Raw genomic sequence first — 24,878 nt, 5'->3', positions numbered from 1 at the left:
CCATACTCGGGCATCCATAAGGTCTGTGATGGGTGTGATGTCGTACTCCGTCGGAGAGGGCCATGGCGATCCCAGCGTGACGGCGTTGGCCCCGAATGGCGATCCGGTGCTCGCCGCACGGCTCACCGTGCCGACGGTCCCCGCGACGTTCGTGCGCCGGGAGCGGCTCGTCGAGCAGCTCACGGAGGGTGCGCGCAGTCCCCTGACGCTGGTCAACGGCCCCGCCGGGGCGGGCAAGACGCTGCTGGTCGCCGACTGGATCGCGGCCTGCGCGCCGGGGGACGTCGCCTGGCTGACGGTGGAGCCGGAGGACAGCGCGCCCGGTGTCTTCTGGGCCTACGTGCTGCATGCCTTCCGGCACCACGGCGTCGACCTTCCCGAGTCCATCGGCAGCCCGGCCCACCCCGGCGAGGTGGACCACTCGCTGCTGGCCCGGCTCGCGGCCTGGCTGAACGGGCGGGACTCCCGGGTGGTCCTCGTGCTGGACGAGTTCGATCGGGTGGCCGGCTGTGCCGAGGTGGCCGACGGGCTCCAGTTCGTGCTGCGTCACGCCGGCGAGGGACTGCGCCTGGTGATCATCAGCCGTACCGAGCCGCTGCTTCCGCTGCACCGCTATCGGGCCGCCGGAGAACTGGTCGACATCCGCGCCGACGACCTGGCCTTCCGCGCCGAGGAGACGGCGGCCCTGGTCGACCGGCACGCGCTGCCGCTCTCGGCCGAGGCCGCGCGGGTGCTGACCGACCGCACCGGGGGCTGGGCGGCGGGGCTGCGGCTGTGCACCCTGGCGGCGCAGCGGGCCGGTGATCCGGAGAGCTTCCTGAAGGAGTTCGAGCCCGGGCACAGCACGGTGGCCGACTTCCTGCTGGGCGAGGTGCTGCGCGCCCACCCCGCCGAGACCCAGGACCTGCTGCTGCGCACCAGCATCCTGGAGGAGACGCACCCCGATCTGGCCAACGCCCTCACCGGGCGGGACGACGCGGAGCCGATCCTGGAGGAGTTGCAGCGGGCGAACGCGTTCGTGGAGCCCATCGGGCACTCGTGGTACCGGCTGCACCCGCTCTTCGCCGAGATCCTGCGGGTGCACCTGGGCGTCCGCCACCCCGGCCTGGAACCCGAGCTGCACCGTACGGCCGCCAAGTGGCTGATCCGGGCGGGCCTGCTCGACGAGGCCCTGCCGCACGCGGCGGACGCGGGCGACTGGGAGCTGGCCGCCGCCGAGTTCATCGACCATCTGGCGATCGGCCGGCTGCTGACGGGGCTGGCCGCCGAGCGGCTGGACGGCCTCTTCGCCAGGATGGCGCCGGAAGCGTCCGGGCCCGCCCCCGACCTGGTGCGCGCGGCACGGGAACTGGCCCGCCACGACGTGGGCCGGGGTGTGATCTATCTGCGGCGTGCGGAGGAACACCTGCCGGGCGGCGACGCGGCGGCGGTGCGGCTGAGCTGTGCGGTGCTGCGGGTGCTGGCCGCCCGGGTGGCGGGCTCGGCGGACATGGCGGAGACGGCGGCGCGGGCCGCGGTGGAGGCGGAGCGCTCCCTGCCCGCTGACCGGCTGGAGCGGTGTCCGGAGCTGACGGCCCTCATGCTCACCGACCTCGGCTCGGCCCAGTTGTGGGCGGGCCGCTTCGACGCCGCCCGCTCCACGCTGTCCGCCGCCGTCCGGGCCGCCCAGGGCCCCTCGACGGCCTTCCCCCGGCATGAGGCGCTCAGCCGGCTGGCACTGATCGACTTCCTGCACGGCCGTCCCGGCCGGGCCGAGTCGCACGCCCGGGACGCGATCGCGGAGGCGGAGCACTCGGGGCTGTCGGCGTCCGACCGGACCGGGATGGCCCAGCTGGTGCTGGCCGCCGTGGCGATCGACCGCGACGACCTGGGGGATGCGCGCGGCCATCTCGACCTGGCGGCCGGCACCTCCGCCGCCTCGCGCGATCCCATCCTGGCCGTGGAGCTGGCGATCCTGCGCTCCCGGCTGCTCTGCGCGCGCGGGGACTCGCGGTCGGCGCTCCTCGCCCTGGACGACATGGCGGAGCAGACCCTGGGCTCCGCCGAGCCCTCCCCCTGGGTGAGCGACCGCATCGCCATGGCCACGGCCACGGCGCAGTTGGCCGACGGCGATCCGCGGGCCGCGGTGCAGGTCTTCGAGGAACAGCCGGCGCACGGCCCGGAGAGCATGGTGGCCGAGGCCCGGGCGCGGGTGGCCGCGGGCGAGGGCGAGCGGGCGCTGCGGATCCTCGACGCACTCCCCGACCACCACAACCGGGGACCGGTCATCGACGTGTGGGCCCTGCTCACCCGCGCGCAGGCCGTCGACGCGCTGGGCGACTCCGGCGCCGCCCAGAGCCTGCTCCTGAAGGCCCTGGCCGCCGCCCGCCCGCATCACCTGCGGCGGCCGTTCCTGGAGGCCGGGCCGTGGGTCGGACGGCTGCTGCTCCAGCGGCCCGCGCTCGCCCGGGAGCACGCCTGGCTGACCGACACCCTCGCGCGGCGGCCTGTCGACGGGCGGCGGCGGGAGCATCGGGAGGACCTCGCGAGCCCGCCCCCGGAGCCGCTCAGCGCGCGGGAGCTGGACGTCCTGGAGCGGTTGGCCCAGCTCATGTCGACCGAGGAGATCGCCGCCGATCTGCATCTGTCGGTCAACACGGTGAAGACCCACCTCAAGAGCATCTACCGCAAGCTCGCCGCCACCCGGCGCGGCGAGGCGGTCCGCCGGGCCCGCGAACTAGGGCTGCTCTGACGCGAGCCGGGCTGCTCCGAGCCCGTCCACACGGACCCGGGCCTGTCACCTCGCCCGGGTGATGCCACCGATCCCCCCGGCCCCCCAGCATGGGGACATGCTCTACGAGATCCGCGTCGACGGGCAGATGTCGAACGAGCTGACCACGGCGTTCCCCGAGTTGGACAGCTTCGTCGTCCCTCATCAGACCGTGCTGTACGGCCAGGTCAACGACGAGGCGCATCTGTACGGCCTGTTGATTCGGTTCCAGTCGCTGGGCCTGCACATCGTGGAGTTCCGCCGGCTCCCGGAGTGAGCCGGCGGTCGCAGGCGTCGTACGACTCACCCCGCGAGCACCTTCGCCTTGGCCCGCTCGTACTCGGCGTCGGTGATGTCTCCGTGGTCGTGCAGCCCGGCGAGCTTCGTCAGCTCGTCCACGTGGGTCGGCCCGGTCGCCGGCGCCCCGGCCGCCGCTTCCTGGACGTAGGAGCGGAACTGCTCCTCCTGCCGCTGCATCTGGCGTACGTCGCGTTCGCCCATGCCGCGGCCCCGGGCGATGAGGTAGACGAAGATGCCGAGGAACGGCAGCACACAGACGAAGACCGTCCAGCCCGCCTTGGCCCATCCGCTCAGCTCGTGGTCCCGGAAGATGTCGCCGAAGACTCGGAACAGCATCACGAACCACAGGACCCACAGGAAGAACCAGAGCATGGTCAGGAACGCGTTGAGCAGCGGATAGTCGTCCACTGTTGCCTCCACATGCCGGCCGCCGTGGCGCCACGACGGTACTCGTAGCCTGATGTGTCCACGCTGCGCCTGCCGGGCGCGGAGGGCATCACCCGGAGCGGGTGGGGTGGCGCCGTCCGGGGCGCGGACCTCCCGGCCGGGCCGGCCGTAAGCCCGCTGGCGAGGGGCTCACCTGTCGGGGGTGAAGCCCTCTCGCGGGCGCTCCCGAACGATGCAGGTGACCCGTTTCAGGGGCGCTTCGGCGTACCCGGTGGAGGGAGGCGCGCCGTGGACCGTTATCCGCCCATCGCCGAGCACGGAATGGTCGGCGACCTGCAGACCGCGGCGCTGATCTCGTCCGCCGGAACGGTCGACTGGTGGTGTACGCCGCGCTTCGACGCGCCCAGTGTCTTCGCCTCGCTGCTGGACAGCGAGCGCGGCGGCCACTGCCGGCTCGCCGTGGATCTCCCGGCGAGCGAGGGGCTGACGGTCCGCCAGCTGTACCTGTCGGACACGGCGATCCTGACGGGCTCCTGCTGATCGGGCTCGGCCTGGGCGTGATGCTCACCCCGTCGGTCAACGTCGTCCAGTCGAGCTTCCCCGAGGAGCAGCAGGGCGAGATCTCCGGCCTGTCCCGCAGCGTGTCCAACCTCGGCTCGTCCTTCGGTACGGCGATCGCGGGCACGATCCTCGTCTCCGGACTCACCCGCGGCGCCTACGCCGTCGCGCTGATCACCCTGGGCGTCGTCGGCGTCGCCGGCCTCGTCGCCGCGGAACTGCTGCCGCGGGCACCGGACGCGAGGGGCGCGCCCTCGGCACCGGCCGAGGACGCGCCCTGACGGCGGGCCGGGTCAGCCGGCCAGCACCTTGGACTTGGCCCGCTCGTACTCGCCGTCGGTGATGGCGCCCTTGTCGTGCAGCGTGGCCAGCTTGCCCAGCTCGTCCGCCTTGGCGCCCGGCGGCTTCGAGGCCGGTGCGGCGGTCTCCTGGACATAGGCGCGGAACGCCCGCTCGCGGTCCCGGGCGTGGCGCAGCTCGCGCTCGCCCATGCCGCGCCCACGGGCGACCAGGTAGACGAAGACACCGAGGAACGGCAGCGCGCACACCATCAGAGTCCAGCCCGCCTTCCCCCAGCCGCTGAGCGCGTCGTCACGGAAGACGTCCACGACCACGCGGACCAGCAGCATGAACCACATGACCCACAGGAAGAACCAGAGCATGGTGAGGAAGACGTCGAGCAGCGGGTAATCCATGGTCGCCTCCGCCGGCTGGTGGGATCCCGAGGCCTTCACCGTGCGCCGGGCCGTTCCGTCGGGCATCACCCCTCACGGGTGGCACCAGACGTCTCGGCCCGGCCGCGCCCTAGCCGAGTGGATCCCGCTTCACCACGCACAGTGCCCAGATGATGAACGCGTACAGCGCGATCAGCGTGAGCGACCAGACCGGGTAGTACGGGATGGACAGGAAGTTGGCGATGATCAGCAGGGCCGCGATGCCGACGCCGACGACCCTCGCCCATGGCTTCGCCGCGAACAGACCGAAGCTGACGACCACGGCGACGGCCCCGAACAGTAGGTGGATCCAGCCCCAGCTGGTCAGGTCGAACTTGAAGACGTAGTTGGGGGTGGAGACGTACACGTCGTCCTCGGCGATCGCCATGATTCCCCGGAAGACGTCGAGGATCCCGGAGATGAACAGCATCACTCCGGCGAACAGCGTCAGGCCGCTTGCGGCGGCCTCCGTCCCCGTTCGCTGCTGGGGACGAGCGCTGGTGGCCATGGCCGGCCTCCTTTCCTCACCGGGCTGCGGCGCGCAGCCGTACACCAACGAGCCTGATCCACGACGGCCGCGCCCGTCGTCACCCTCGAAGGGTGAGGACGCGCCGGGTGCCGCCCTGCTGCCATGAAGCACAGGGGCTTGGGCACCAGGGCCCGAGGAGGTCGACGCGATGAGCGGTGGTGCCTGGGCGGGGCTGGCGGTGGCTGGTGTCACCGCCGCCTACGCCCTCGGATCGCGTCGGCTGTCGGGCACGCCGGCCACGTCGGCGATCGTGTTCACGGGGAGCGGCCTGCTCATCGGTCCCGCCGTCCTCGGCGTCGTGGACATCGAGCACTTCGCCGCCCCGGTCACGGCTCTGATGGAGGCCGCCCTGACCCTGGTCCTGTTCACCGATGCCATGGCCGTCCGGCGTACCGACCTGGTCGCGGGCGGTTTCCTGGCCGGCCGGCTGCTCGGCATCGGCCTCCCGCTCTGCATCGCCGCGGGCTGGCTGCTGGCGTGGCCGCTGCTGCCCGGGCTGACCGTGTGGGAGCTGGCCCTGGTGGGTGCGATCCTCGCGCCGACCGACGCCGCCGTGGGCAAGACGGCCGTGTCCGAGCCGTCCGTACCGCCGCTCGTCCGCCACGGTCTCAACGTGGAGAGCGGTCTGAACGACGGCCTGATCCTGCCGTTCTTCATCGTCTTCGCCGCCGGCGTCCCCGGCACGTCCTACGCGCAGGAAGGCATCGCGGGTGCCTTCTGGCGCTCCCTGCTTCTCAGCACCGCCCTGGGCCTGCTGGCCGGCGACCTCGGCGGGCGGCTGCTGCGGGCGGCTCGGACGCGCGGCTGGGTCGCCCGGGACTGGGGGCAGGTGTACGTGCTCGGGGTCGCCGTATCGGCGTACGAACTGGCCGTCGTCACCGACGGCAGCGGCTTCATCGCGGCCTGGGTCGCCGGGTTCGCCTTCGGGCACGCCGTGCGGCACCACCAGCCCGTCGGCAGGCCGCAGGGCCCGGACCGCACGCCCGAGTTCGCCGAGAACCTCGGCTCGCTGCTGGCGTCGATCAGCCTGATGGTCTTCGGGGCGGTGCTGCTCGGCCCGGCGCTGCGGCACCTGACCTGGGAGATCGTCCTGTACGCCGGGCTCAGCCTGACGGTCGTGCGGATGCTCCCGGTGGCCATTGCCCTGGCGGGGAGCGGCCTACGGTGGCCGACGGTGGCGTACATCGGCTGGTTCGGGCCGCGGGGTCTCGCCTCCATCGTCCTGGCGCTGCTCGTGGCCGAGGAACACGTGCCGGGAACCGAGACGCTGGGCCGGGTGGTCGCCGTCACCGTCGCCCTCAGCATCCTGCTGGAGGGTCTCTCGGCCGTGGCGTTCGCCCAGCGCTACGGCCGCTGGTACGCGCGTGCCTCGGCCGCCGCCGGTGGGCGCGGGCTGCGGGAGGGGGCGTCCGTGCCGGAAGGGCCCCGGGTCACGCCGTCAGGTCGGTCCGCGCGGTGACACGTCCCCCGGCCACCGCGTCGGTGAGTGCCTGGTGGTCGCGTTCGTTCTGGTCGGCGTAGGCCTGGGCGAACTCCACCAGGGCCCGGTCGAAGCTGTCGCCGCGGCCGAGGTAGGAGGCGATGGCGATCGGGTCGCCCGAGCGGGCGTGGGCCCGGGCCAGTGAGGCGCCGCACAGCCGGGCGAACAACCCCATTGCGCCAGCGTCCATGGTCTCGGGGCGGGCGATGCCCTTCCAGTCCCGCAACTGCCGTACGTAGAAGTCGCGTTCGCGGCCGTCGATGCCCGTGGCGTGCTTCCAGCCGAGGAAGATGTCGCTGGCGGCCTGCATGAGCCGTTGCCCGGTCACCACCCGCTCGCCCTGGTTCTCGAACTCGCTGGCGCCGCAATAGGGGGCGAGGACCGAGTCGCCTGCCTCCTTGGCCTGCAGCAGGAGCGGGTCCTCGCTGTCGCGGCCGATCAGCAGCACGATCCAGCAACGGGTGCCGACGCTGCCGACCCCGACGACCTTGCGCGCCATGTCGGCCACGTGGAAGCGGTTCAGCAGGTGCCGCCGCTCCGACGTCAGGGTGTCGGAGTAGCCGGAGATCAGTTCCCGCAGGGTCTGTGCCAGTTCCTCGCCCTCCGTGCCGGGCAACAGTTCGGTGAGGGGGGTGATCAAGGGGGGATCCGAGATGATCCGGTGGACGCCGTCCACCACCCGGGTCAGCTTTGCGGCCGCCTGGAGGCTGGTGCGGGTGCGGGCCTTCGCCGCAGCCCGGGAGACCCGCTCCCGGTCCTCCTTGCCCGGCCGCTCGGGCAGCAGCCCCTCGAGCTGGTCCAGGTCGTCCCGCGCGTACCAGACGTCGAGGGTGCGCAGCCCGGCGAACTCGTGCATGCGCTCGCGGTAGCCCTGCACTCCGGCGAGAACGACGGCGTCGCACCGCTTCGTCGGGAACCCGTTGGCCCGGCCGGCGATCACCAGGCTCGCGGCGAGCCGCTTGACGTCCCACTCGAAGGGGCCCGGCAGGGTCTCGTCGAAGTCGTTGATATCGAAGACGAGATGGCGCTCCGGGGAGGCGAGGAGCCGGAAGTTCAGCAGGTGCGCGTCGCCGCACAGCTGGGCGTACAGCCCGGTGTGCATTCCGGCGCCGAGGTCGGACGCCATGATCGCCGCGGCTCCCCGGTAGAAGCGGAACGGCGATTCGAGCATCCGGCCGTAGCGGACGGGGACCAGCTCGGGGACGCGGTTGGCGGACTGCCGGTCGATGATGTCGACGGGGTCCGGCCGTTTCTCGTCGGGTTCGTAGCCGGCGTGGGCGGAACGCGGCATGCGCGCGCGTGCCTCCTTGCCGAGTGCCGCGCGCTCGGCCGGGGAGAGCGGGCCGCCGCTCGTCGCGGAGAACGAACCGTCCTGCGTCGGGAAACTCGGACCGTCGTGCATCGTGGCCATGCCCGGACCTCCTTGCCCTGCAGTGTCAGAGCCTGTGAACAAACCCCCGTCGTCCGCCCGAAGGGCGGGCGCTGCGGCGTCATGGTCCCCCGCGCGAGGTCGTTCGAGCGTGAGGGAGCGTGCGATCGCCAGGCGCCGGAGCGCAGGCGGGGGGTTGTTCACAGGCTCTCAAGCCGGGCGCCCGGACCGGATCACCCGTGACAGGTGATGTGGGGCCGGGGTCCGGGCGGTGGGATGCCCCCGTGGGCGGTACGCGGATGCCCGCACGGACGTCCGGCACGGCCGATCGTCCCGATGCGGCGGCACAGCGGTGGGTGGCGCGCCTGGCACTCCTGGTCGCGGCGGGCGCGATCGCCCTGCTGCTGGCGGCCGCCGGGGTCAGGAGCCTCGGGCTGCTGGCCGTCGGCCTGGCCGGGCTCGTCGCCACCGCGGCCGCGCTGTGGTGGGCCCTCTCCCGACGCGGCCTGGCCCGTGCGCTGGCCGCGGCACTCGCCGTGCTGCTGCCGCTCGCGGTGCTGCTGAACTATGCGGCGGTGGGCCTGCTGTGGGCCGCGCTGTCCGCCCTCGCGCTGTGGCTCGCGGCGATGCTGATCGGGCGGGCCGCCCTCGCCGCGGACGCCGGGCGGGCCGGCCCCCGGGAGCACCCGAGCCCGCCGCCCGCCGCACCGTTCCTGATCATGAACCCGCGCTCAGGGGGCGGAAAGGTCGGCAGGTACGACCTCGTGGCCAAGGCCCGCGCTCTGGGCGCCGAGGTCGCCGTACTCGATCCGGCTCACCCTCAGGACGTCGCCGAGCTCGCGCGAGGGGCCGTGGCGCGCGGCGCGGATCTGCTGGGGGTCGCCGGGGGCGACGGCACGCAGGCGCTGGTGGCGGGTGTGGCGGCGCGGCACGGTCTGCCGTTCGTGGTGATCTCCGCCGGCACCCGCAACCACTTCGCCATGGACCTCGGCCTCGACCGGGCCGACCCGTCGACCTGCCTGGACGCCCTCACCGACGGGGTCGAACTCCGCATCGACCTGGGCCTCATCGGTGAGCGCGTCTTCGTCAACAACGCGTCCTTCGGTGTGTACGCGGCGGTCGTGCAGAGCCCCGCCTACCGCGACGACAAGGTGCACACCATCCTCCGGGAGCTCCCGGACCTGCTGCCCCATCAGGTCGGGCCACGCCTGACCGTCCGCGCGGGCGATGTGGTCATGGACGCTCCCCAAGGGGTCCTGATCAGCAACAACGCCTATCAGCTGGGCGACGCCGCCGGACTCGGCCGACGCCCGCGGCTGGACTCCGGGGTGCTCGGCGTCGCCGGCGTCAAGGTCGACAACGCGGCTCAGGCGGCCGGGCTGCTGCGGGGCCGGCAGGCGCGCGGGCTCACCTTGCTGACCGGGACCGAGGTGGTGGTCGACTCCGGCGCCCCCGACATCCCGGTCGGCGTCGACGGCGAGGCCCTCCTGCTGCCCACGCCGGTCACCTGCCGTATCTCGCCCGGCGCGCTGCGCGTGCGGGTGCCGCGTGAGCGGCCGGGAGTGCCCGGGGAGAAGCCGCGGATGGACTGGCGGAGCCTCGGCCGGCTGGCGTTCCCCCGCACCCGTCCCGCAAGCCGTCACGCACCTTAAGATTCGCGAAGGCGAACGGATCAGGCGAACGGATCAGGTGCACCACCAGAGGAACCGGTCACAGGTCTCCGACGGCGACGGGTCCGGGGTCGGGTCCGCCGTGGTCGGGTCCGCCGTCGGCTCCTGGGTCTCCGGATCGGACGTGGCCGTGGGCGCCGAGGTGGACGAACCGGAACCGCCGCCGCCCGCCGTCGCCGACTGGGAGTCCTTGTCGGGGGTCTTGTCCTCGTCCTTCTTGTCGCCCTTGTCCTTCGGCGACTTCGAAGCCGAGGGAGACTTGGACGGATCCGGTGACGGCGATTCCCCGTCCGTCCGCGTCGTCCCGTCCGTCGCGTCCGGAGACGCGGACACCTCCTCCGACGCCGCGCCCTCCGCGGACTCGTCCCCGGCAGCCGCCGGCTTCGGGCTGCTGCCCGGCGCGTCCAGGCCGAGCTCCGCGAGGCTCAGACCGCCCGCGGCCAGGACGAACCCCGCGGCGACCAGCAGGGCCCGGCGACGGCGGCGCCGATGGGCGGCGGCCTTGCGATCGCGACGGCTGACTCCACCCTCGGACTCGTCGTCGTCCCAGTCGTCGCCATCACGGTCGCCATCGCGGTCGCCATCGCGGTCGTCAGCACGCTCGTCGTCGCGCCCACGCGGGCCGTCGTCCTGGCCGTCGCGCGCGTCGTCGTGGCCGTCCTGGGCGCCCGCGTCGTCCCGGTACTCCACCTCGGGGGCGGCGTACTCGTCCCGGTACAGAGGACCGCCGTAGTCACCGCCGCCGTACTCGCCACCTGCGTAGGCACCGCCACCTCCGTACGCGGCACCCCCGTACTGCCCGTCGTACTGCCCGTCGTAGTGCCCGTCGTACTGCCCCGCGTAGGTCTGGGCGGGTATCTGCTGGGCCATGGGCGGCATCTGTGGATACGCGTCGCCCGCACCCGCGTGCACGCGTAGCTGTTCGACCGTGACGCCGCACCCGGGGCAGGCGAGGGCGCCATTCAGGTGCCGTCGGCACGGGTGGCAGTAGTCCATGACGCGGGAAGACTAAGGAACCGACGCACACCTTTCCTAGCGGCTGCTGTGAAAGTTGTGTGCGGAACTTGCCTTTCCAGTTTGGTCGGTGGGGGTCAAGCCCGACCATTCGGCGCGATCCTCCGCGCCCGGTCCGTACGGCAACGTCACGCGGCCCGTCGCACGTACGCCGTGCGACGGGCCACGTCGGACCAAGTGCCCAGGTCCGGCCTATGTTTGCTTGCGCGTCGTCATCGCCCGCTGGATCAGGATGAACGCGCACAGCAGCACACCCGTGGCGATCTTCGTCCACCAGGAGCTGAGCGTGCCCTCGAACTGGATGATGCTCTTGATCAGGCCCAGCACGAGGACGCCGAACAGGGTGCCCAGGACGTAACCGGAGCCGCCTGTCAGCAACGTGCCGCCGATGACGACCGCGGCGATCGCGTCGAGTTCCATGCCGACGGCGTGCAGCGGGTCACCGGACTGGATGTACAGCATGAACAGCAGGCCGGCCAGCGCTGAGCAGAAGCCGCTCACCGTGTACACGGCGATCTTCGTGCCGCCCAGCGGAAGCCCCATCAGCAGCGCCGACTGCTCGTTGCCACCGATGGCGTACACGCGGCGGCCGAAGCGCGTGTAGTGGAGTATGTAGAAGGCGGCGGCGAGGACGACCAGGGCGACGACGGCACCGATCGACAGCTCCCCCAGTCCGAGCGACACCCGGGTCTGGGCCATGCTGCTCACCGTGGAGTCGCCGATGGAGATGGACTCCTTGCTGATGACCAGGCAGAGGCCCCGGAAGAGGAAGAGGCCGGCGAGGGTCACGATGAACGGCTGGATCTCGAAGTTGTGGATCACATAGCCCATGAGGAAGCCGCCGAACGCGCCCACGCCCAGGGCGAGCGGGATGACCAGCATCAGCGGCAGTCCCTGACGCTCCACCAGCCACGCCGTGAACATGGTGGTGAAGCCGATCAGCGAGCCGACGGACAGGTCGATGCCGCCGGACATGATGACAAAGGTGGCGCCGACGGCGGCGACCAGCAGATAGCCGTTGTCGATGAACAGGTTGAGGAAGACCTGCGGTTCGCCGAAACCGTAGTTCTGGTAGCGGCTGAGACCGCCGATGTACATCGCGAGGAACAGGCCGGCCGTGACCAGGACGGGCAGCCGCCGGTCGCCGAGCAGGCGCGCGGCCGTGGACGCCCGTGCCGGCGTGGACGGCGTACGGCCTTCCGCTGCCGTACGGGTCTTGGTGGTCGCGCTCATCGCGACACCTCCATCTTCGGGGCGGCGTCGGCCGGGGTGGCGGGCTCCGCCGGGGCGGTGGTCCGGGCGCGTCCCTTCGCGCCGAAGACCTTGGCCCGGAACTTCGGGGACTGCAGCAGGCAGACGACGATGACGACGACGGCCTTGAAGACCAGGTTGGTCTGGGTGGGCACGCCGATGGTGTAGATCGTGGTGGTCAGGGTCTGGATGACGAGGGCGCCGATCACGGTGCCGCCGATGGAGAACCGGCCGCCGAGCAGCGAGGTGCCGCCGATGACGACCGCGAGGATCGCGTCCAGCTCTATCCACAGGCCGGCGTTGTTGCCGTCCGCGGCCGAGGTGTTGGAGCTGATCATCAGGCCGGCGATGCCCGCGCACAGGGCGCAGAACATGTACACCATGATCTTGATGCGCCGGGAGCGGATGCCGACCAGGCGGCTGGCCTCGGCGTTGCCGCCGACCGACTCGACGAGCAGGCCGAGCGCCGTGCGGCGGGTCAGGGCGATGGTGACGGCCACGACGGCGGCCACCACGAAGATGGAGAAGGGCAGGGTCAGCCAGTAGCCGCCGCCGATGAGCTTGTACGGCTCGCTGTTGATGGTGATGATCTGGCCGTCGGTGATCAGCTGGGCGACACCGCGTCCGGCGACCATGATGATGAGGGTCGCGATGATGGGCTGGATGCCCATGCGGGCCACCAGGAAGCCGTTCCACAGGCCGCAGACGACCGCGGCCACCAGGCCGATGCCCATGGCCAGGAACACCCCGGCCAGCGCGTTCTGGTCGGCCTGGTCGCTGATGTACGAACAGGTCAGGGCGCCGGTGATGGCGACCACGGCGCCGACGGAGAGGTCGATGCCGCCGGTGGCGATGACCAGGGTCATGCCGACCGCCACCAGGATCAGCGGCGAGCCGAACAGCACGATCGAGACGAGGCTGCCGTAGAGGTGGCCGTCCGCCATCCGGATCGCGAAGAAGTCGGGTGTGAAGGGGACGTTGACGAGCAGCAGGGCGATCAGGACCGCGACCGGCCAGAACAGGTGGTGGTGCGTCAGTGCTCGCCAGCGGGAGGGGGTGGTCTCTGCCGGGGTACTCACTGGTGCTCTCCGCTCGCGATGGTCTCCAGGATCTTGCTGGTGGTGATCTCCGGCCCGTTGGTCAGCTGTGCCACGAGCTTGCGGTCGCGCAGCACTCCGATGGTGTGGCTGAGCCGGAGCACCTCCTCCAGTTCGGCCGCGATGTACAGCACGGACATGCCGTCCTCGGACAGGGAGACCACGAGCTTCTGGATCTCGGCCTTGGCGCCGACGTCGATGCCGCGCGTGGGCTCGTCGAGGATCAGCAGCTTCGGCTGGGTGATCAGCCAGCGGGCGAGCAGCACCTTCTGCTGGTTGCCTCCGCTCAACTGGCCCACGCGGGCCTCGGGGTTGGCAGGGCGGATGTCGAGGGCCTTGATGTACTTGGCGACGAGTTCGTCGCGCTGGGAGGCCGGGATGGGCCGGGTCCAGCCGCGGGACGCCTGGAGGGCGAGGATGATGTTCTCGCGCACCGTGAGATCGGGGACGAGGCCCTCGGTCTTGCGGTTCTCCGAGCAGAACGCGACACCGGCGCCGATGGCGTCGTTGGGGGCGCTCATCGAGACCTGCTTGCCTGCGACGGTCACCTTGCCGCTGTCGGGCTGGTCGGCGCCGAACAGCAGCCGGGCCAGTTCGGTGCGGCCCGAGCCGAGCAGTCCGGCGAGGCCGAGCACCTCGCCCTTCTTGATCTCCAGGTCGAAGGGGGCGATACCGCCGGTGCGGCCGAGGCCCTCGGCCTGGACGAGCGTCTCGCCGACGTCGGAGCGCAGCTGGTGCTCGTGCAGCTCCTCCAGCTGGTCCAGGGCCTTGCCGATCATCAGCTCGATCAGCCCGACCTGGTCGAGGTCGGCCACCATGTGCTCGCCGACCAGGGTGCCGTTGCGCAGCACGGTCATGCGGTCGCAGATCTCGTAGATCTGGTCGAGGAAGTGCGACACGAAGAGGATCGCGACGCCCTCGTCCCGCAGCCGCCGCATCAGGCGGAAGAGTTCGAGGACCTCGTCGCGGTCGAGGCTGGAGGTGGGCTCGTCCAGGACGAGCACCTTGGTGCCGGAGCCCTCGCCGTCGCTGTCGCCGTGGCCCACCGACCGTACGATCGCGACCAGTTGCTGCACGGCCAGCGGATACGAGGACAGTGGCGCCGTCACGTCGATGTCGAGGCCGAGCCGGTCGACCATCTTCGCGGCGTCCTTGCGCAGTTGCTTCCACTGGATGCGGCCCGCGCGGGTGGGTTCACGGCCGATGAAGATGTTCTCCGCCACCGAGAGGTTGGGGCAGAGGTTGACCTCCTGGTAGACCGTGCTGATGCCGGCGTGCTGCGCCTGCAGCGGGCTGCCGAACCGCACGGACTTGCCGTCGAGGGTGATGGTGCCGCCATCCAGGGAGTAGACCCCGGTCAGCACCTTGATGAGGGTGGACTTCCCGGCTCCGTTCTCGCCCATGAGGGCGTGGATCTCGCCGGGGAAGAGCCGGAAGTCGACGCCCGACAGAGCCCGTACCCCCGGAAACTCTTTGACAATGCCCGTCATCTCCAGGACGGGCCGCGGCTCTGCCATGGCAGCGCTCCTCTTGAAATGGGTTCAGGCCCGCAGGGAGCCTCCCGGGACCGGATGGTCGACGGTCGGCCGGAGGCTCCCTGCCGGTGGGTGCGGTCGGTCAGTACTTACGGGTGGGGAGCGCGTCCTTGGCCTGGTCCTGCATGAAGTCGCTCTCCTCGGTCTTGATCCAGCGCTCGACCTTGCCGCCGTCGTGGACCGTCTTCACGACCTCCATCAGCTGGGGGCCGAGCAGCGGGTTGCACTCGACGATGGCGTTGATCTTGCCTTCGGACATGGCGATGAAGCCGTCCTTCACGCCGTCGACCGTGACGATGAGGATGTCCTTGCCGGGCTTCTTGCCGGCCGCCTCGATGGCCTGGATGGCGCCGAGGCCCATGTCGTCGTTGTGCGCGAACAGCACGTCGATGTCCGGGTTGGACTGCAGGAAGGCCGCCATGACCTGCTTGCCGCCGGCGCGGGTGAAGTCACCGGTCTGGCTGACGACGATCTCCCAGTCGTCCTTGTGCTCCGCGTCCATGACCTCCTTGAAGCCCTTGGCGCGCTCGATCGCGGGGGCGGCACCGGTGGTGCCCTCCAGCTGGGCGATCTTCACCTTGCCCTTGTGGCCGGCCTTCTCCAGGACCTTCTCCAGGATCTTGGCGGCGCGGCGGCCCTCGTCGGTGAAGTCAGAGCCGACCAGGGCGACGAACAGGGACTCGTCGCTCTCCACGGACCGGTCGGTCAGGACGACCGGGATCTTCGCCGCCTGGGCCTCCTTGAGCACGGCGTCCCAGCCGGTGACGACCACCGGCGAGAAGGCGATGACATCCACCTTCTGCGCGATGAAGCTGCGTATCGCGGAGATCTGGTTCTCCTGCTTCTGCTGCGCGTCGGAGAACTGGAGCTTGTAGCCCGCCTCCTTGGCGGCCGACTTCACCGAGTCGGTGTTGGCGGTGCGCCAGCCGCTCTCGGAGCCGACCTGGGAGAAGCCGAGGGTGATCGTCTTGCTGCCGCCCGAGGAGGAGCCGGCGGAGGAGCCGTCCTCCTTGGCGCAGGCCGCCAGACCGGCCGTGGCCGCCACACCAACCGCCGCGGTGAGGAAGTTCCGTCTGTTGAGCATGTCTTCTCCTTTGAAGAGCCGGCCCGGGGATGGACCGCTGGTACTCGTTGGGTACTCGTGGGGACCGGCTGCACAGCGTCCAGCCTGCCGATCATTGTTCGAAATATCGGTCACGCTTGCCCGAAGGGCGAAAAGCGACCAGGTGGTGCGGCGTCAGCCGGGAGCGGCTCCCGGCTGAGGAAGGTACGGGAACGTGCTTGCGCGGACGACGAGTTGGGGTTCGATGGAGACCTGGGACGTCCCGGAGGGGGCACGGCCCTCGATCAGGTCCAGCAGCAGGGCGATGCTCCGCTTGCCCACCGTCGCGAAGTCCTGCCGGACGGTGGTGAGCGGCGGGGCGAAGAACTCCGACTCCGGAATGTCGTCGAAGCCGACCACCGCGACATCCTGGGGCGTACGCACGCCCGCCTCACGCAGCGCCCGCAACACGCCCAGTGCCATCTGGTCGTTGGCCACGAAGACTGCGGTCAGGCCACGTCCCACCCAGCCGGCCAGTTCCTGGCCGGCCCGGTAGCCCGACAGCGGGCTCCAGTCCCCCCGCAGCAGCATCGGTGGTTCCACGTCCACCTCTTCGAGGGTCGCCCGCCAGCCGTCGACCCGGTCCGCCGCCTCCTGCCAGTCCTCGGGCCCGGCGAGATGCCAGACCTTGCGGTGACCTGCGGCGAGCAGATGGCTGGTGGCCAGCCGTGCGCCCAGATTCTGGTCCACGTTGACACTGGGGACCCCGGCGCCCGAGCCGGTGCTCACAGCCACCACCGGGAACGGGTGGCGGAGTTTGGCGAGGGCCTCGACCGCCGACCGCTGCGGGGCGATGGCGATGACCCCCTCCACCCCGCCCTCACTGAGGCGGTCCATCGCCTCGGACAACGTCTCCACCGTCAGCCTGCGCAGACTGACCGTCGAGACCAGATAGCCCTCGGCACGCGCCGCCTCCTCCAGCGCGAACAACGTACTGGCCGGACCGTAGAGCGTGGCGTTGGAGGCGACCACACCCAGGGTCCGGGTGCGCCGGGTCGCCAGGGCCCGTGCGGAGAAGTTGCGGCGGTAGCCCATCTCCTCGATCGCGCGCAACACCTTGGCCCGTGTCTCGTCCCGCACATTGGGGTGGTCCCCCAGCACGCGGGACACGGTCTGGTGGGACACACCGGCCTGGCGTGCCACATCGGCCATGGTGGGCGGCCGAAGCTGCGAGCGGGTCACAGCCGCACCTCCTTGGCGGTCGTCTGCCGATAAGACCTGCGCCGACGGCCGATGGTTCGGCGCCGACGGCGTCATGCCGGTGTTCCGGAAGGGCCAACGGCACGGGGCGGGAAGGCGAGTTGAAGCACTGCTGACACGACGCTCATACCTCCTTGCATGCCGTCGGGGTCGACTGGTGAATGCGGACGTATTGTGAGCGCTAACAATTCGCGCCGGTCAAGAGGGCTGCGTCAGAGAAGTCGTCACGGTTGAATAACGCGACGGGCGGCACAGGTTGCGGGACCGAGGGCGTTTTACCTGGTCAGGAGCGATCCGAGTACCCGCCAGGGAGGCATGTACACGCCCTCGAAGAGCCCTGCGGCCCTCGCGGCACACCCCGTCGCATCCGCCTCGCCGCCGCCTGCACCGCCGCATCGAAACCGTTGTTTGTAGACCCATTGACACTCGCATGTGGTCGTCCCTACTGTCGCGACCAGCATTTCGAACGAGTGCCGATATTTCGAACAGACCGAAGAGGACAGGGAGTACCGTGCGCATCACGGGAATCAGCACACACGTGGTCGGAACGCCGTGGCGGAACCTGACCTACGTCCAGGTGCACACCGACGAGGGACTCACCGGCGTCGGCGAGACCCGCATGCTGGGCCACACCGACGCACTGCTCGGCTATCTGCACGAGGCGAAGACCAATCACATTCTCGGCTCCGACCCGTTCGCTGTCGAGGATCTCGTCAAGCGGATGAAGTACGGCGACTACGGCCGGGCCGGCGAGATCGTGATGTCCGGAATCGCCGTGATCGAGATGGCCTGCTGGGACATCAAGGGCAAGGCCCTCGGGGTGCCCGTCTGGCAGCTCCTCGGCGGCAAGGTCACCGACAAGGTCAAGGCGTACGCCAACGGCTGGTACACCACCGAACGGACACCCGAGGCGTACCACAAGGCGGCCCAGGGGGTCATGGAGCGCGGTTACCGGGCGCTCAAGATCGACCCGTTCGGGACGGGCCACTTCGAGCTCGACCACGAGCAGAGCCTCTACGCGGTCTCCCTGATCGAGGCCGTGCGCGACGCCATCGGCCCGGACGCCGAGCTGATGCTGGAGATGCACGGCCGCTTCTCCCCCGCCACCGCCGTCCGCCTGGCCAAGGAGCTGGCACCGTTCAAGCCCGCATGGCTGGAGGAGCCGGTGCCGCCGGAGAACCTGAAGGCGCTGGAGAAGGTTGCCGCCAAGGTCGACATGCCGGTCGCCACGGGTGAGCGCATCCACGATCGCATCGAGTTCCGGGAGCTCTTCGAGAGCCAGGCCGTGGACATCATCCAGCCGGACGTCGGCCACATCGGCGGTATCTGGGAGACCCGTAAGCTGGCCGCCACCGCCGAGACGCACTACGTGCTGGTCGCGCCCCACAACGTGGGCGGGCCCGTGCTGACCGCCGCCTCCCTGCAGGTCGGCTTCACCGCCCCCAACTTCAAGATCCTTGAGCACTTCAACGACTTCGCGGACGCGGAGATCAAGAAGGTCATCAAGGGCGCCCCCCAGGTGAACCCCGAGGACGGCTGCTTCCACCTCTCCCACGAGCCCGGTCTCGGTGTGGAGCTGGACGTCGACGCCGCCGCGGAGTTCCCGCAGCAGCAGGCCCGGTTCGACCTGTGGGCCGACGGCTGGGAGCAGCGCAAGCCGAAGGGCACCGAGCAGTGAGCACCGCCGTCGTCATCGAGGCGCCCGGCGAGCACCGGCTCACCGAGCACACGCCGCGTGAGCCGGAGGCCGGTGAGGCGCTGGTGCGCGTCCACGCCGTCGGCATCTGCGGCAGTGACCGCGAGGTGTACCAGGGCAACCGGCCGGAGGGGTACGTCCGTTACCCGCTGACGCCGGGCCATGAGTGGTCCGGGACCGTGCAGGCGGTCGGCGCCGGTGTGCCTCAGGCGCTCGTCGGCCGCAAGGTCGTCGGCGAGGGCTTCCGCAACTGCCAGGTCTGCGACCGCTGCCACGCCGGTGAGACCACGCTGTGCAGCGCGGGCTACGAGGAGACCGGGTTCACCCAGCCCGGCGCCATGGCCGCCACGCTCACGCTCCCGGCCCGGCTGCTGCACGCCCTGCCGGACGACGCCGACCTCACCGCCGCCGCCCTGCTGGAGCCGGCCGCCTGTATCGCCGCCGCCGCGATCAAGGCGAACGCGCTGCCGGGCGAGCGGGTGGCGGTGGTGGGCACCGGGACACTCGGGATGTTCGCCGTTCAGTTCTTGAAGGCGGGCTCGCCGGCCGAGCTGCTCGTCGTCGGCACCCGGGGCGACCGCGAGGCGCTGTCGCGGCAGTACGGCGCGACCGACTTCCGTACCAAGGACCAGCTGCTCCCCGACGACTTCGACGTCGTCATCGAGACGGCCGGGTCCGCGGACGCCGCGCGCACCTCCGCCTCGCTACTGAGGCGCGGTGGGCGACTGGTCCTCACCGGGATCCCGGCGTCGGGTGCGCAGGGTCTCGACCCGACCGATCTCGTCGTACGGCAGCTGGAGGTGCACACCGTCTTCGGGGCGCCGCCGGACGCCTGGGCGCACACGGTGCGCGTCTTCGGGGCCGGGCTGCTCGATCCGCTTCCGCTGGTCACGCACGAGCTTCCGCTAGCGGAGTTCCCGCAGGCGATCGAGCTCGTCGGGTCCGGTGATCCGAAGGTGGGCAAGGTCCTCCTTCGCCCCTGAGTGACCCCCTCAGCCGTACGCCGGCACGGGGGCAACCTGACGGTCCCCGTGCCGGCGTACACCCAAAGCCCCGCACAGCCTGAGCCGCGAACCTCGTCCGACATATCGAACACGAAGGACAGCTTGTGACCGACGCTTCCGCAGCCCGTCGACCCGGCGAGCAGGCGCTCGCCGCCCTCGGCCTGGGCGCGCCCGACCTCTCCCCCGCCGACGCCTCGCCCCACACCTTCCCGGGCGGCGGCAGATGGCGCACCGAGATCCCCTCGTGCGAGGGTCCCGAAGCGCTGGCCGTCATTCTGAAGGAAGCCTCGCGACTCGACGTGCCGATCCACCGGATCAGCCAGGGCAGCGGTGTGTGGATGCTGACCGACGCCGAGATCACCGAGATGGTCGACGCGACGAACGAACGTGACATCGAGCTCTGCCTGTTCACCGGCCCGCGCGGCACCTGGGACATCGGCGGCTCCACGCGCACCGACTCGCGGGGGGCCGGTCTGCGCGCACGCGGCCACGACGCCGTCGCCGGCTGCGTCGAGGACGCCGTACGGGCGACGGAGTTGGGCGTGAAGTGCCTGCTCGTCGCCGACGAGGGCGTGCTGTGGACGCTGCACCGGGCGCGGACCGCCGGGATCATCCCGGCCGACACGACCCTCAAGGTGAGCGCGCTGATCGGCCCGGTCAACCCGGCCGCGTACGCCGTGTACGAGAACCTCGGCGGCGACTCGATCAACGTGCCGAGCGATCTGACGCTCGATCACCTCACCGAGATACGGCGGGTCTCCGCCGCCCCCATGGACATGTACATCGAGGCCCCCGACGACCTCGGCGGCTATATCCGGATGTACGAGGTCGCCGAGCTGATCCGGCGCGGCGCACCGCTCTATCTGAAGTTCGGGCTCTCCAAGGCCCCCGGCATCTATCCCTACGGACATCACATGCGGGACCTGACGCTGGCCACCGCCCGGGAACGCGTACGGCGCGGCCGGCTGGCCCTGGACCTGCTCGCACGGCACGGAGCTGACGGCGACATGGCGCCCCTCGGTTCACGGCTGCCCGGAACGCTGAAGCGATTCGAAACTCCCGCATAACGTTCCGGACAAACCCCCTTCACAGAAGAAGACGCAGTCGAACACAATCCCACACACCCTTGCAGTTCTCCGTTCAGCACTCGAAGCGTCTTCGCACCGCCCGACCGAGCCCTGCTCACACACATCAAGGATGATGACCATGCGTACTCGCAGAGCCGCACTCGCCGCCATAGCCTCCGCCGCCTCGCTCGCCCTGACCCTGTCCGCCTGTGGCCAGAGCGGCGAGGGCGGCTCCAAGGACGACTCGGGCAGCGCCGAAGGCGCGACCATCGGCATCGCGATGCCGACCAAGTCCTCGGAGCGCTGGATCGCCGACGGCAAGAACGTCGTCGCGGATCTGGAGTCCAAGGGCTACAAGACCAAGCTGGTCTACGGCGAGGACGACCCGGACCAGCAGGTCGGTCAGATCGAGAACCTGATCACGCAGGGCGTGAAGGCGCTGATCGTCGCGGCCATCGACAACAAGTCGATGAACAACGTGCTCCAGCAGGCCGCCGACGCGAACATCCCGGTGATCTCCTACGACCGCCTCATCCTCGGCACCGAGAACGTCGACTACTACGCGTCGTTCGACAACGAGAAGGTCGGCGAGCTCCAGGGCAGCTACATCGTCGAGAAGCTCGGCCTGAAGGACGGCTCCAAGAAGGGCCCGTTCAACATCGAGCTGTTCGCCGGCTCCAACGACGACAACAACACGCGCTACTTCTTCCAGGGCGCGATGAACGTCCTGCAGCCCTACATCGACAAGAAGCAGCTCGTCGTCAAGTCCGGCCAGACCGCGCTGAACCAGGTCACCACCCTGCGCTGGGACGGCGGCACCGCCCAGAAGCGCATGGACGACATCCTGACCTCGAAGTACCGCTCGGGCCGGGTCGACGCGGTCCTCTCGCCGTACGACGGCATCTCCATCGGCATCCTCTCGGCGCTGAAGTCGGACGACTACGGCTCCAAGAGCAAGCCGCTGCCGATCGTCACCGGCCAGGACGCCGAGGTCGCCTCGGTGAAGTCGATCATCGCCGACGAGCAGTCGATGACCGTCTACAAGGACACCCGTGAGCTCGCCAAGGTGGCCTCGAACATGGTCGACGCGGTGCTCAACAAGAAGAAGCCCGAGGTCAACGACACCAAGACCTACGACAACGGCTCCAAGGTCGTCCCCGCCTACCTGCTCACGCCGGTCAGCGTCGACAAGACCAACTACAAGGAGACGGTGGTCGACTCCGGTTACATCAAGGAAAGCGACCTCAAGTAACCGCCGGCCCACTCTGATTGGAAGGCACGACCATGGCGGGACCCGTCCTGGAAATGCGCTCGATCGTCAAGACCTTTCCCGGCGTCAAGGCGCTGTCGGACGTCACACTGACCGTCCAGCAGGGCGAGGTCCACGCCATCTGCGGGGAGAACGGCGCCGGTAAGTCGACCCTGATGAAGGTCCTCTCCGGCGTCCACCCGCACGGCACCTACGAGGGGGACATCCTCTTCGAGGGCGATGTCTGCGAGTTCAAGGACATCCGGGCGAGCGAGCACCGCGGCATCGTCATCATCCACCAGGAACTGGCGCTGTCGCCCTACCTCTCCCTCGCGGAGAACATCTTCCTCGGCAACGAGCACGCCAAGGGCGGGTTCATCGACTGGCGGGAGACCCTGCGGCACGCCACCGAACTGCTGCGCCGGGTCGGCCTGTCCGACCACCCGGACACCCGCGTCGCCGACATCGGCGTGGGCAAGCAGCAGCTCGTGGAGATCGCGAAGGCGCTGTCGAAGAAGGTGAAGCTGCTCATCCTGGATGAGCCGACCGCGGCCCTGAACGACGAGGACAGCGACAAACTCCTGGATCTGATCCTGGAGTTGAAGAAGCAGGGCATCACCTCGATCATCATCTCCCACAAGCTCAACGAGATCCGCAAGGTCGCCGACTCGGTGACGATCCTCCGCGACGGCCAGACCATCGAGACCCTCGATGTGAAGGCCGCGGAGACCACCGAGGACCGGATCATCAGCGGCATGGTCGGCCGGGACCTGGAGCACCGCTTCCCGGACCGCACCCCGCACGAGGCGGAGAAGGGCGCGGCCCCCGCGCTGGAGATCCGCAACTGGACCGTGCACCACCCGATCGACCAGCAGCGCAAGGTGGTCGACGATGTGTCGCTGTCCGTGCGGCGCGGGGAGATCGTCGGCATCGCGGGCCTGATGGGCGCCGGCCGCACGGAACTCGCGATGAACGTCTTCGGGCGCACCTACGGCCGGTACGCGGGCGGCACGGTCCTCAAGGACGGCACGGAGATCCGTACGAAGTCCGTCCCCGAGGCGGTCAAGCACGGCATCGCGTACGTCACCGAGGACCGCAAGCACTACGGCCTCAACCTCATCGACACCATCAACCGCAACATCTCGCTCAGTGCGCTGGGCAAGGTCGCCAAGCGGGGCGTGGTCGACGAGCACGGGGAGCGGCAGGTCGCCGAGGGCTTCCGCAAGTCCATGAACATCAAGGCACCGACCGTCTTCGAGCCGGTGGGCAAGCTGTCCGGCGGCAACCAGCAGAAGGTCGTCCTCAGCAAGTGGATCTTCGCGGGCCCGGACGTGCTGATCCTGGACGAACCCACGCGCGGTATCGACGTCGGCGCCAAGTACGAGATCTACACGGTCATCGACCAGCTGGCCGCCCAGGGCAAGGCGGTCGTCTTCATCTCCTCCGAGCTGCCCGAGCTGCTCGGCATGTGTGACCGCATCTACACGATGGCCGCGGGGCGGCTGACCGGTGAGTTCTCGCGGGCCGAGGCCTCGCAGGAATCGCTGATGCGTCAGATGACAAAGGACAAAGAGGTATCCCGATGAGCACGGATGTGACCGCCAAGACCCCGGCCCCCGCGCCGCCGGGGAAGAGCGGAGGGGCCGCGGGCGACGGTCTGCTCCAGCTGGTGCTGGACGGTATGCGCCGCAACATGCGGCAGTACGGCATGTTGATCGCCCTCGGCCTGATCGTGGTGCTGTTCGCCGTGTGGACCGACGGCGACCTGCTGCTGCCGCGCAACGTCTCCAACCTGGTGCTGCAGAACAGCTACATCCTGATCCTCGCGATCGGCATGATGCTGGTCATCATCGCGGGCCACATCGACCTGTCCGTCGGCTCGTTGACGGCGTTCGTCGGCTCGATGGCGGCCGTGTTCATGGTCAAGAACGACATGCCATGGCCACTCGCCGTGATCCTCTGCCTCGCGATGGGCGCCCTCGCGGGTGCCGCGCAAGGGTTCTTCATCGCGTACGGCGGCATACCCTCCTTCATCGTGACCCTCGCGGGCATGCTGATCTTCCGCGGTCTGACGGAGATCTTCCTGGAGGGCCAGACCCTCGGCCCGTTCCCGGAGGGGCTGCAGAAGGTCGCCAACGGCTTCCTGCCCGAGGTCGGCCCGAACACCAACTACCACAACCTCACCCTGTTGCTGGGCTTCGCGATGATCGCGTTCGTGGTCTTCCAGGAGTTCCGTGACCGCCGCCGGCAGCAGGAGTTCTCCCTCGACGTCCCGCCCTTCAACCTGTTCCTGCTGAAGCTGGTCGCGCTCGGCGCCGCCATCCTCACGCTGACGATGCTGCTGGCCAGCTACAAGGGCGCCCCGATCGTGCTGCTCATCCTGGGCGTGCTGCTGGTCGGCTTCGGCTATGTCATGCGCAACGCGATCATCGGCCGCCACATCTACGCCATCGGCGGCAACCTGCCCGCGGCCAAGCTGTCGGGTGTGAAGGACAAGAAGGTCACCTTCCTGGTCTTCCTGAACATGGGCATGCTCGCGGCCCTGGCGGGTCTGGTCTTCGCCGCCCGCTTCAACGCGGCCTCTCCCAAGGCCGGCCTCAACTTCGAGCTGGAGGCCATCGCGGCCTCGTTCATCGGCGGCGCGTCGATGAGCGGCGGCGTCGGCACGGTCCTCGGCGCGATCATCGGTGGCCTGGTCCTGGGCGTGCTGAACAACGGTATGAACCTCGTCGGCATCGGCACCGACTGGCAGCAGGTCATCAAGGGCCTGGTGCTGCTGGCGGCGGTCGGGTTCGACGTATGGAACAAGCGCAAGGTCGGTTCGTAAGGCCGAGCAGGCCCCGTCAGGACGGCGGGGCCCCAGGGCCCCGCCAGAACGGCGGGGCCCGGTTCTTTCCCGGCAGTCCCC

Annotated in this window: 21 protein-coding genes and 1 pseudogene; 12 read left to right on the top strand and 10 right to left on the bottom strand. The window is 70.0% G+C overall.

Translation table 11 applies throughout. The features are described from left to right. Window positions 1-37 precede the first annotated feature (37 nt). Together BLU79_RS23510 and BLU79_RS23505 are read left to right on the top strand one after the other, a co-directional pair. The gene (locus BLU79_RS23510) at window positions 38-2,731 is read left to right on the top strand and encodes a helix-turn-helix transcriptional regulator (RefSeq protein WP_177001147.1); all 2,694 of its coding nucleotides are present in this window, start codon (window positions 38-40) and stop codon (window positions 2,729-2,731) included. 97 nt (window positions 2,732-2,828) lie between these two features. After that, a complete protein-coding gene (locus tag BLU79_RS23505; protein WP_093907849.1) occupies window positions 2,829-3,026 on the top strand; it encodes a hypothetical protein in 198 nt (65 codons plus the stop codon). Window positions 3,027-3,052: 26 nt separating this feature from the next. Here BLU79_RS23505 and BLU79_RS23500 read toward each other — a convergent pair whose 3' ends face one another. After that, window positions 3,053-3,457 carry an SHOCT domain-containing protein gene (locus BLU79_RS23500; RefSeq protein ID WP_256333437.1) on the bottom strand — a complete coding sequence of 135 codons (405 nt, stop codon included), beginning with the start codon at window positions 3,455-3,457 and terminating at the stop codon, window positions 3,053-3,055. Window positions 3,458-3,724: 267 nt separating this feature from the next. Here BLU79_RS23500 and BLU79_RS23495 point away from each other — a divergent pair. Continuing rightward, window positions 3,725-3,961, top strand: a pseudogene (locus tag BLU79_RS23495) (trehalase-like domain-containing protein); the annotation flags it as partial. A gap of 35 nt (window positions 3,962-3,996) precedes the next feature. Then, a complete protein-coding gene (locus tag BLU79_RS23490) occupies window positions 3,997-4,275 on the top strand; it encodes an MFS transporter (RefSeq protein ID WP_371131918.1) in 279 nt (92 codons plus the stop codon). Window positions 4,276-4,287: 12 nt separating this feature from the next. On the opposite strand, the gene BLU79_RS23485 is transcribed toward BLU79_RS23490, so the two are convergent. Together BLU79_RS23485 and BLU79_RS23480 are read right to left on the bottom strand one after the other, a co-directional pair. Then, the gene (locus BLU79_RS23485) at window positions 4,288-4,755 is read right to left on the bottom strand and encodes an SHOCT domain-containing protein (protein WP_371131917.1); all 468 of its coding nucleotides are present in this window, start codon (window positions 4,753-4,755) and stop codon (window positions 4,288-4,290) included. A gap of 43 nt (window positions 4,756-4,798) precedes the next feature. After that, window positions 4,799-5,215 carry a DUF7144 family membrane protein gene (locus tag BLU79_RS23480; RefSeq protein WP_093907848.1) on the bottom strand — a complete coding sequence of 139 codons (417 nt, stop codon included), beginning with the start codon at window positions 5,213-5,215 and terminating at the stop codon, window positions 4,799-4,801. 169 nt (window positions 5,216-5,384) lie between these two features. Between BLU79_RS23480 and BLU79_RS23475 the strand changes: the two genes are divergently transcribed. After that, a complete protein-coding gene (locus BLU79_RS23475; protein WP_093907847.1) occupies window positions 5,385-6,695 on the top strand; it encodes a cation:proton antiporter in 1,311 nt (436 codons plus the stop codon). On the opposite strand, the gene BLU79_RS23470 is transcribed toward BLU79_RS23475, so the two are convergent. Next, window positions 6,667-8,118 carry a DUF2252 domain-containing protein gene (locus BLU79_RS23470; protein ID WP_093908120.1) on the bottom strand — a complete coding sequence of 484 codons (1,452 nt, stop codon included), beginning with the start codon at window positions 8,116-8,118 and terminating at the stop codon, window positions 6,667-6,669. The genes BLU79_RS23475 and BLU79_RS23470 overlap by 29 nt on opposite strands. A 266-nt stretch (window positions 8,119-8,384) precedes the next feature. On the opposite strand from BLU79_RS23470, the gene BLU79_RS23465 reads away from it, so the two are divergent. Continuing rightward, window positions 8,385-9,737 carry a diacylglycerol/lipid kinase family protein gene (locus BLU79_RS23465; RefSeq protein WP_093907846.1) on the top strand — a complete coding sequence of 451 codons (1,353 nt, stop codon included), beginning with the start codon at window positions 8,385-8,387 and terminating at the stop codon, window positions 9,735-9,737. Window positions 9,738-9,770: 33 nt separating this feature from the next. Here the strand turns inward: BLU79_RS23465 and BLU79_RS23460 are convergent, their stop codons facing one another. The 6 genes from BLU79_RS23460 to BLU79_RS23435 form a co-directional block, all read right to left on the bottom strand. Continuing rightward, window positions 9,771-10,625, bottom strand: coding sequence for an SCO2400 family protein (locus tag BLU79_RS23460; RefSeq protein WP_371131916.1), 855 nt, complete (start codon window positions 10,623-10,625; stop codon window positions 9,771-9,773). 336 nt (window positions 10,626-10,961) lie between these two features. Beyond that, entirely contained in the window at window positions 10,962-12,002 is a 1,041-nt protein-coding gene (gene yjfF, locus BLU79_RS23455) for a galactofuranose ABC transporter, permease protein YjfF (protein WP_093907844.1), read from the bottom strand. Then, window positions 11,999-13,099: an ABC transporter permease gene (locus BLU79_RS23450; protein WP_093907843.1), complete on the bottom strand. Its 1,101-nt coding sequence runs from the start codon at window positions 13,097-13,099 to the stop codon at window positions 11,999-12,001. The genes yjfF and BLU79_RS23450 overlap by 4 nt, the downstream gene beginning before the upstream one ends. Then, complete coding sequence (locus tag BLU79_RS23445; protein WP_093907842.1) at window positions 13,096-14,634, bottom strand: sugar ABC transporter ATP-binding protein; 1,539 nt, start codon at window positions 14,632-14,634, stop codon at window positions 13,096-13,098. The genes BLU79_RS23450 and BLU79_RS23445 overlap by 4 nt, the downstream gene beginning before the upstream one ends. Before the next feature lie 100 nt (window positions 14,635-14,734). Next, window positions 14,735-15,736 carry an ABC transporter substrate-binding protein gene (locus tag BLU79_RS23440; protein WP_093907841.1) on the bottom strand — a complete coding sequence of 334 codons (1,002 nt, stop codon included), beginning with the start codon at window positions 15,734-15,736 and terminating at the stop codon, window positions 14,735-14,737. Between the two features lie 153 nt (window positions 15,737-15,889). Further along, window positions 15,890-16,936 (bottom strand): LacI family DNA-binding transcriptional regulator, encoded by a 1,047-nt coding sequence (locus BLU79_RS23435; protein WP_093907840.1) that lies wholly within the window; start codon window positions 16,934-16,936, stop codon window positions 15,890-15,892. Window positions 16,937-17,465: 529 nt separating this feature from the next. On the opposite strand from BLU79_RS23435, the gene BLU79_RS23430 reads away from it, so the two are divergent. The 6 genes from BLU79_RS23430 (at window position 17,466) to mmsB (ending at window position 24,797) form a co-directional block, all read left to right on the top strand. Next, a complete protein-coding gene (locus BLU79_RS23430; RefSeq protein WP_093907839.1) occupies window positions 17,466-18,632 on the top strand; it encodes a mandelate racemase/muconate lactonizing enzyme family protein in 1,167 nt (388 codons plus the stop codon). Next, window positions 18,629-19,633, top strand: coding sequence for a zinc-dependent alcohol dehydrogenase (locus BLU79_RS23425; protein WP_093907838.1), 1,005 nt, complete (start codon window positions 18,629-18,631; stop codon window positions 19,631-19,633). Before BLU79_RS23430 ends, BLU79_RS23425 begins: the two co-directional genes overlap by 4 nt. 125 nt (window positions 19,634-19,758) lie before the next feature. Beyond that, entirely contained in the window at window positions 19,759-20,721 is a 963-nt protein-coding gene (locus BLU79_RS23420; protein WP_093907837.1) for a glycosyltransferase family protein, read from the top strand. Window positions 20,722-20,860: 139 nt separating this feature from the next. Continuing rightward, window positions 20,861-21,973, top strand: coding sequence for a multiple monosaccharide ABC transporter substrate-binding protein (gene chvE / locus BLU79_RS23415; RefSeq protein WP_371131915.1), 1,113 nt, complete (start codon window positions 20,861-20,863; stop codon window positions 21,971-21,973). Window positions 21,974-22,005: 32 nt separating this feature from the next. Then, a complete protein-coding gene (mmsA, locus tag BLU79_RS23410; protein WP_093908119.1) occupies window positions 22,006-23,556 on the top strand; it encodes a multiple monosaccharide ABC transporter ATP-binding protein in 1,551 nt (516 codons plus the stop codon). Further along, complete coding sequence (mmsB, locus tag BLU79_RS23405) at window positions 23,553-24,797, top strand: multiple monosaccharide ABC transporter permease (RefSeq protein WP_093907835.1); 1,245 nt, start codon at window positions 23,553-23,555, stop codon at window positions 24,795-24,797. The genes mmsA and mmsB overlap by 4 nt, the downstream gene beginning before the upstream one ends. Window positions 24,798-24,878: the final 81 nt, after the last annotated feature.

The organism is Streptomyces sp. cf386, from assembly GCF_900103585.1.
In the GTDB taxonomy this organism is placed as follows: Bacteria; Actinomycetota; Actinomycetes; order Streptomycetales; family Streptomycetaceae; genus Streptomyces.
The sequence above is the reverse complement of the archived record's forward strand: the minus strand, read 5'-3'. Positions and strand labels throughout refer to the sequence as shown.

Bases quoted from the DNA above. Each gene is read 5' to 3' on its own strand.
- yjfF (WP_093907844.1), bottom strand. From the start codon at position 12,002: ATGAGCGCGACCACCAAGACCCGTACGGCAGCGGAAGGCCGTACGCCG.
- BLU79_RS23490 (WP_371131918.1), top strand. From the start codon at position 3,997: ATGCTCACCCCGTCGGTCAACGTCGTCCAGTCGAGCTTCCCCGAGGAG.
- mmsA (WP_093908119.1), top strand. From the start codon at position 22,006: ATGGCGGGACCCGTCCTGGAAATGCGCTCGATCGTCAAGACCTTTCCC.
- BLU79_RS23505 (WP_093907849.1), top strand. From the start codon at position 2,829: ATGCTCTACGAGATCCGCGTCGACGGGCAGATGTCGAACGAGCTGACC.
- BLU79_RS23440 (WP_093907841.1), bottom strand. From the start codon at position 15,736: ATGCTCAACAGACGGAACTTCCTCACCGCGGCGGTTGGTGTGGCGGCC.
- BLU79_RS23460 (WP_371131916.1), bottom strand. From the start codon at position 10,625: ATGGCCCAGCAGATACCCGCCCAGACCTACGCGGGGCAGTACGACGGG.
- BLU79_RS23485 (WP_371131917.1), bottom strand. From the start codon at position 4,755: ATGCCCGACGGAACGGCCCGGCGCACGGTGAAGGCCTCGGGATCCCAC.
- BLU79_RS23445 (WP_093907842.1), bottom strand. From the start codon at position 14,634: ATGGCAGAGCCGCGGCCCGTCCTGGAGATGACGGGCATTGTCAAAGAG.
- BLU79_RS23465 (WP_093907846.1), top strand. From the start codon at position 8,385: ATGCCCGCACGGACGTCCGGCACGGCCGATCGTCCCGATGCGGCGGCA.
- BLU79_RS23480 (WP_093907848.1), bottom strand. From the start codon at position 5,215: ATGGCCACCAGCGCTCGTCCCCAGCAGCGAACGGGGACGGAGGCCGCC.
- BLU79_RS23470 (WP_093908120.1), bottom strand. From the start codon at position 8,118: ATGCACGACGGTCCGAGTTTCCCGACGCAGGACGGTTCGTTCTCCGCG.
- mmsB (WP_093907835.1), top strand. From the start codon at position 23,553: ATGAGCACGGATGTGACCGCCAAGACCCCGGCCCCCGCGCCGCCGGGG.
- chvE (WP_371131915.1), top strand. From the start codon at position 20,861: ATGCGTACTCGCAGAGCCGCACTCGCCGCCATAGCCTCCGCCGCCTCG.
- BLU79_RS23510 (WP_177001147.1), top strand. From the start codon at position 38: ATGTCGTACTCCGTCGGAGAGGGCCATGGCGATCCCAGCGTGACGGCG.
- BLU79_RS23475 (WP_093907847.1), top strand. From the start codon at position 5,385: ATGAGCGGTGGTGCCTGGGCGGGGCTGGCGGTGGCTGGTGTCACCGCC.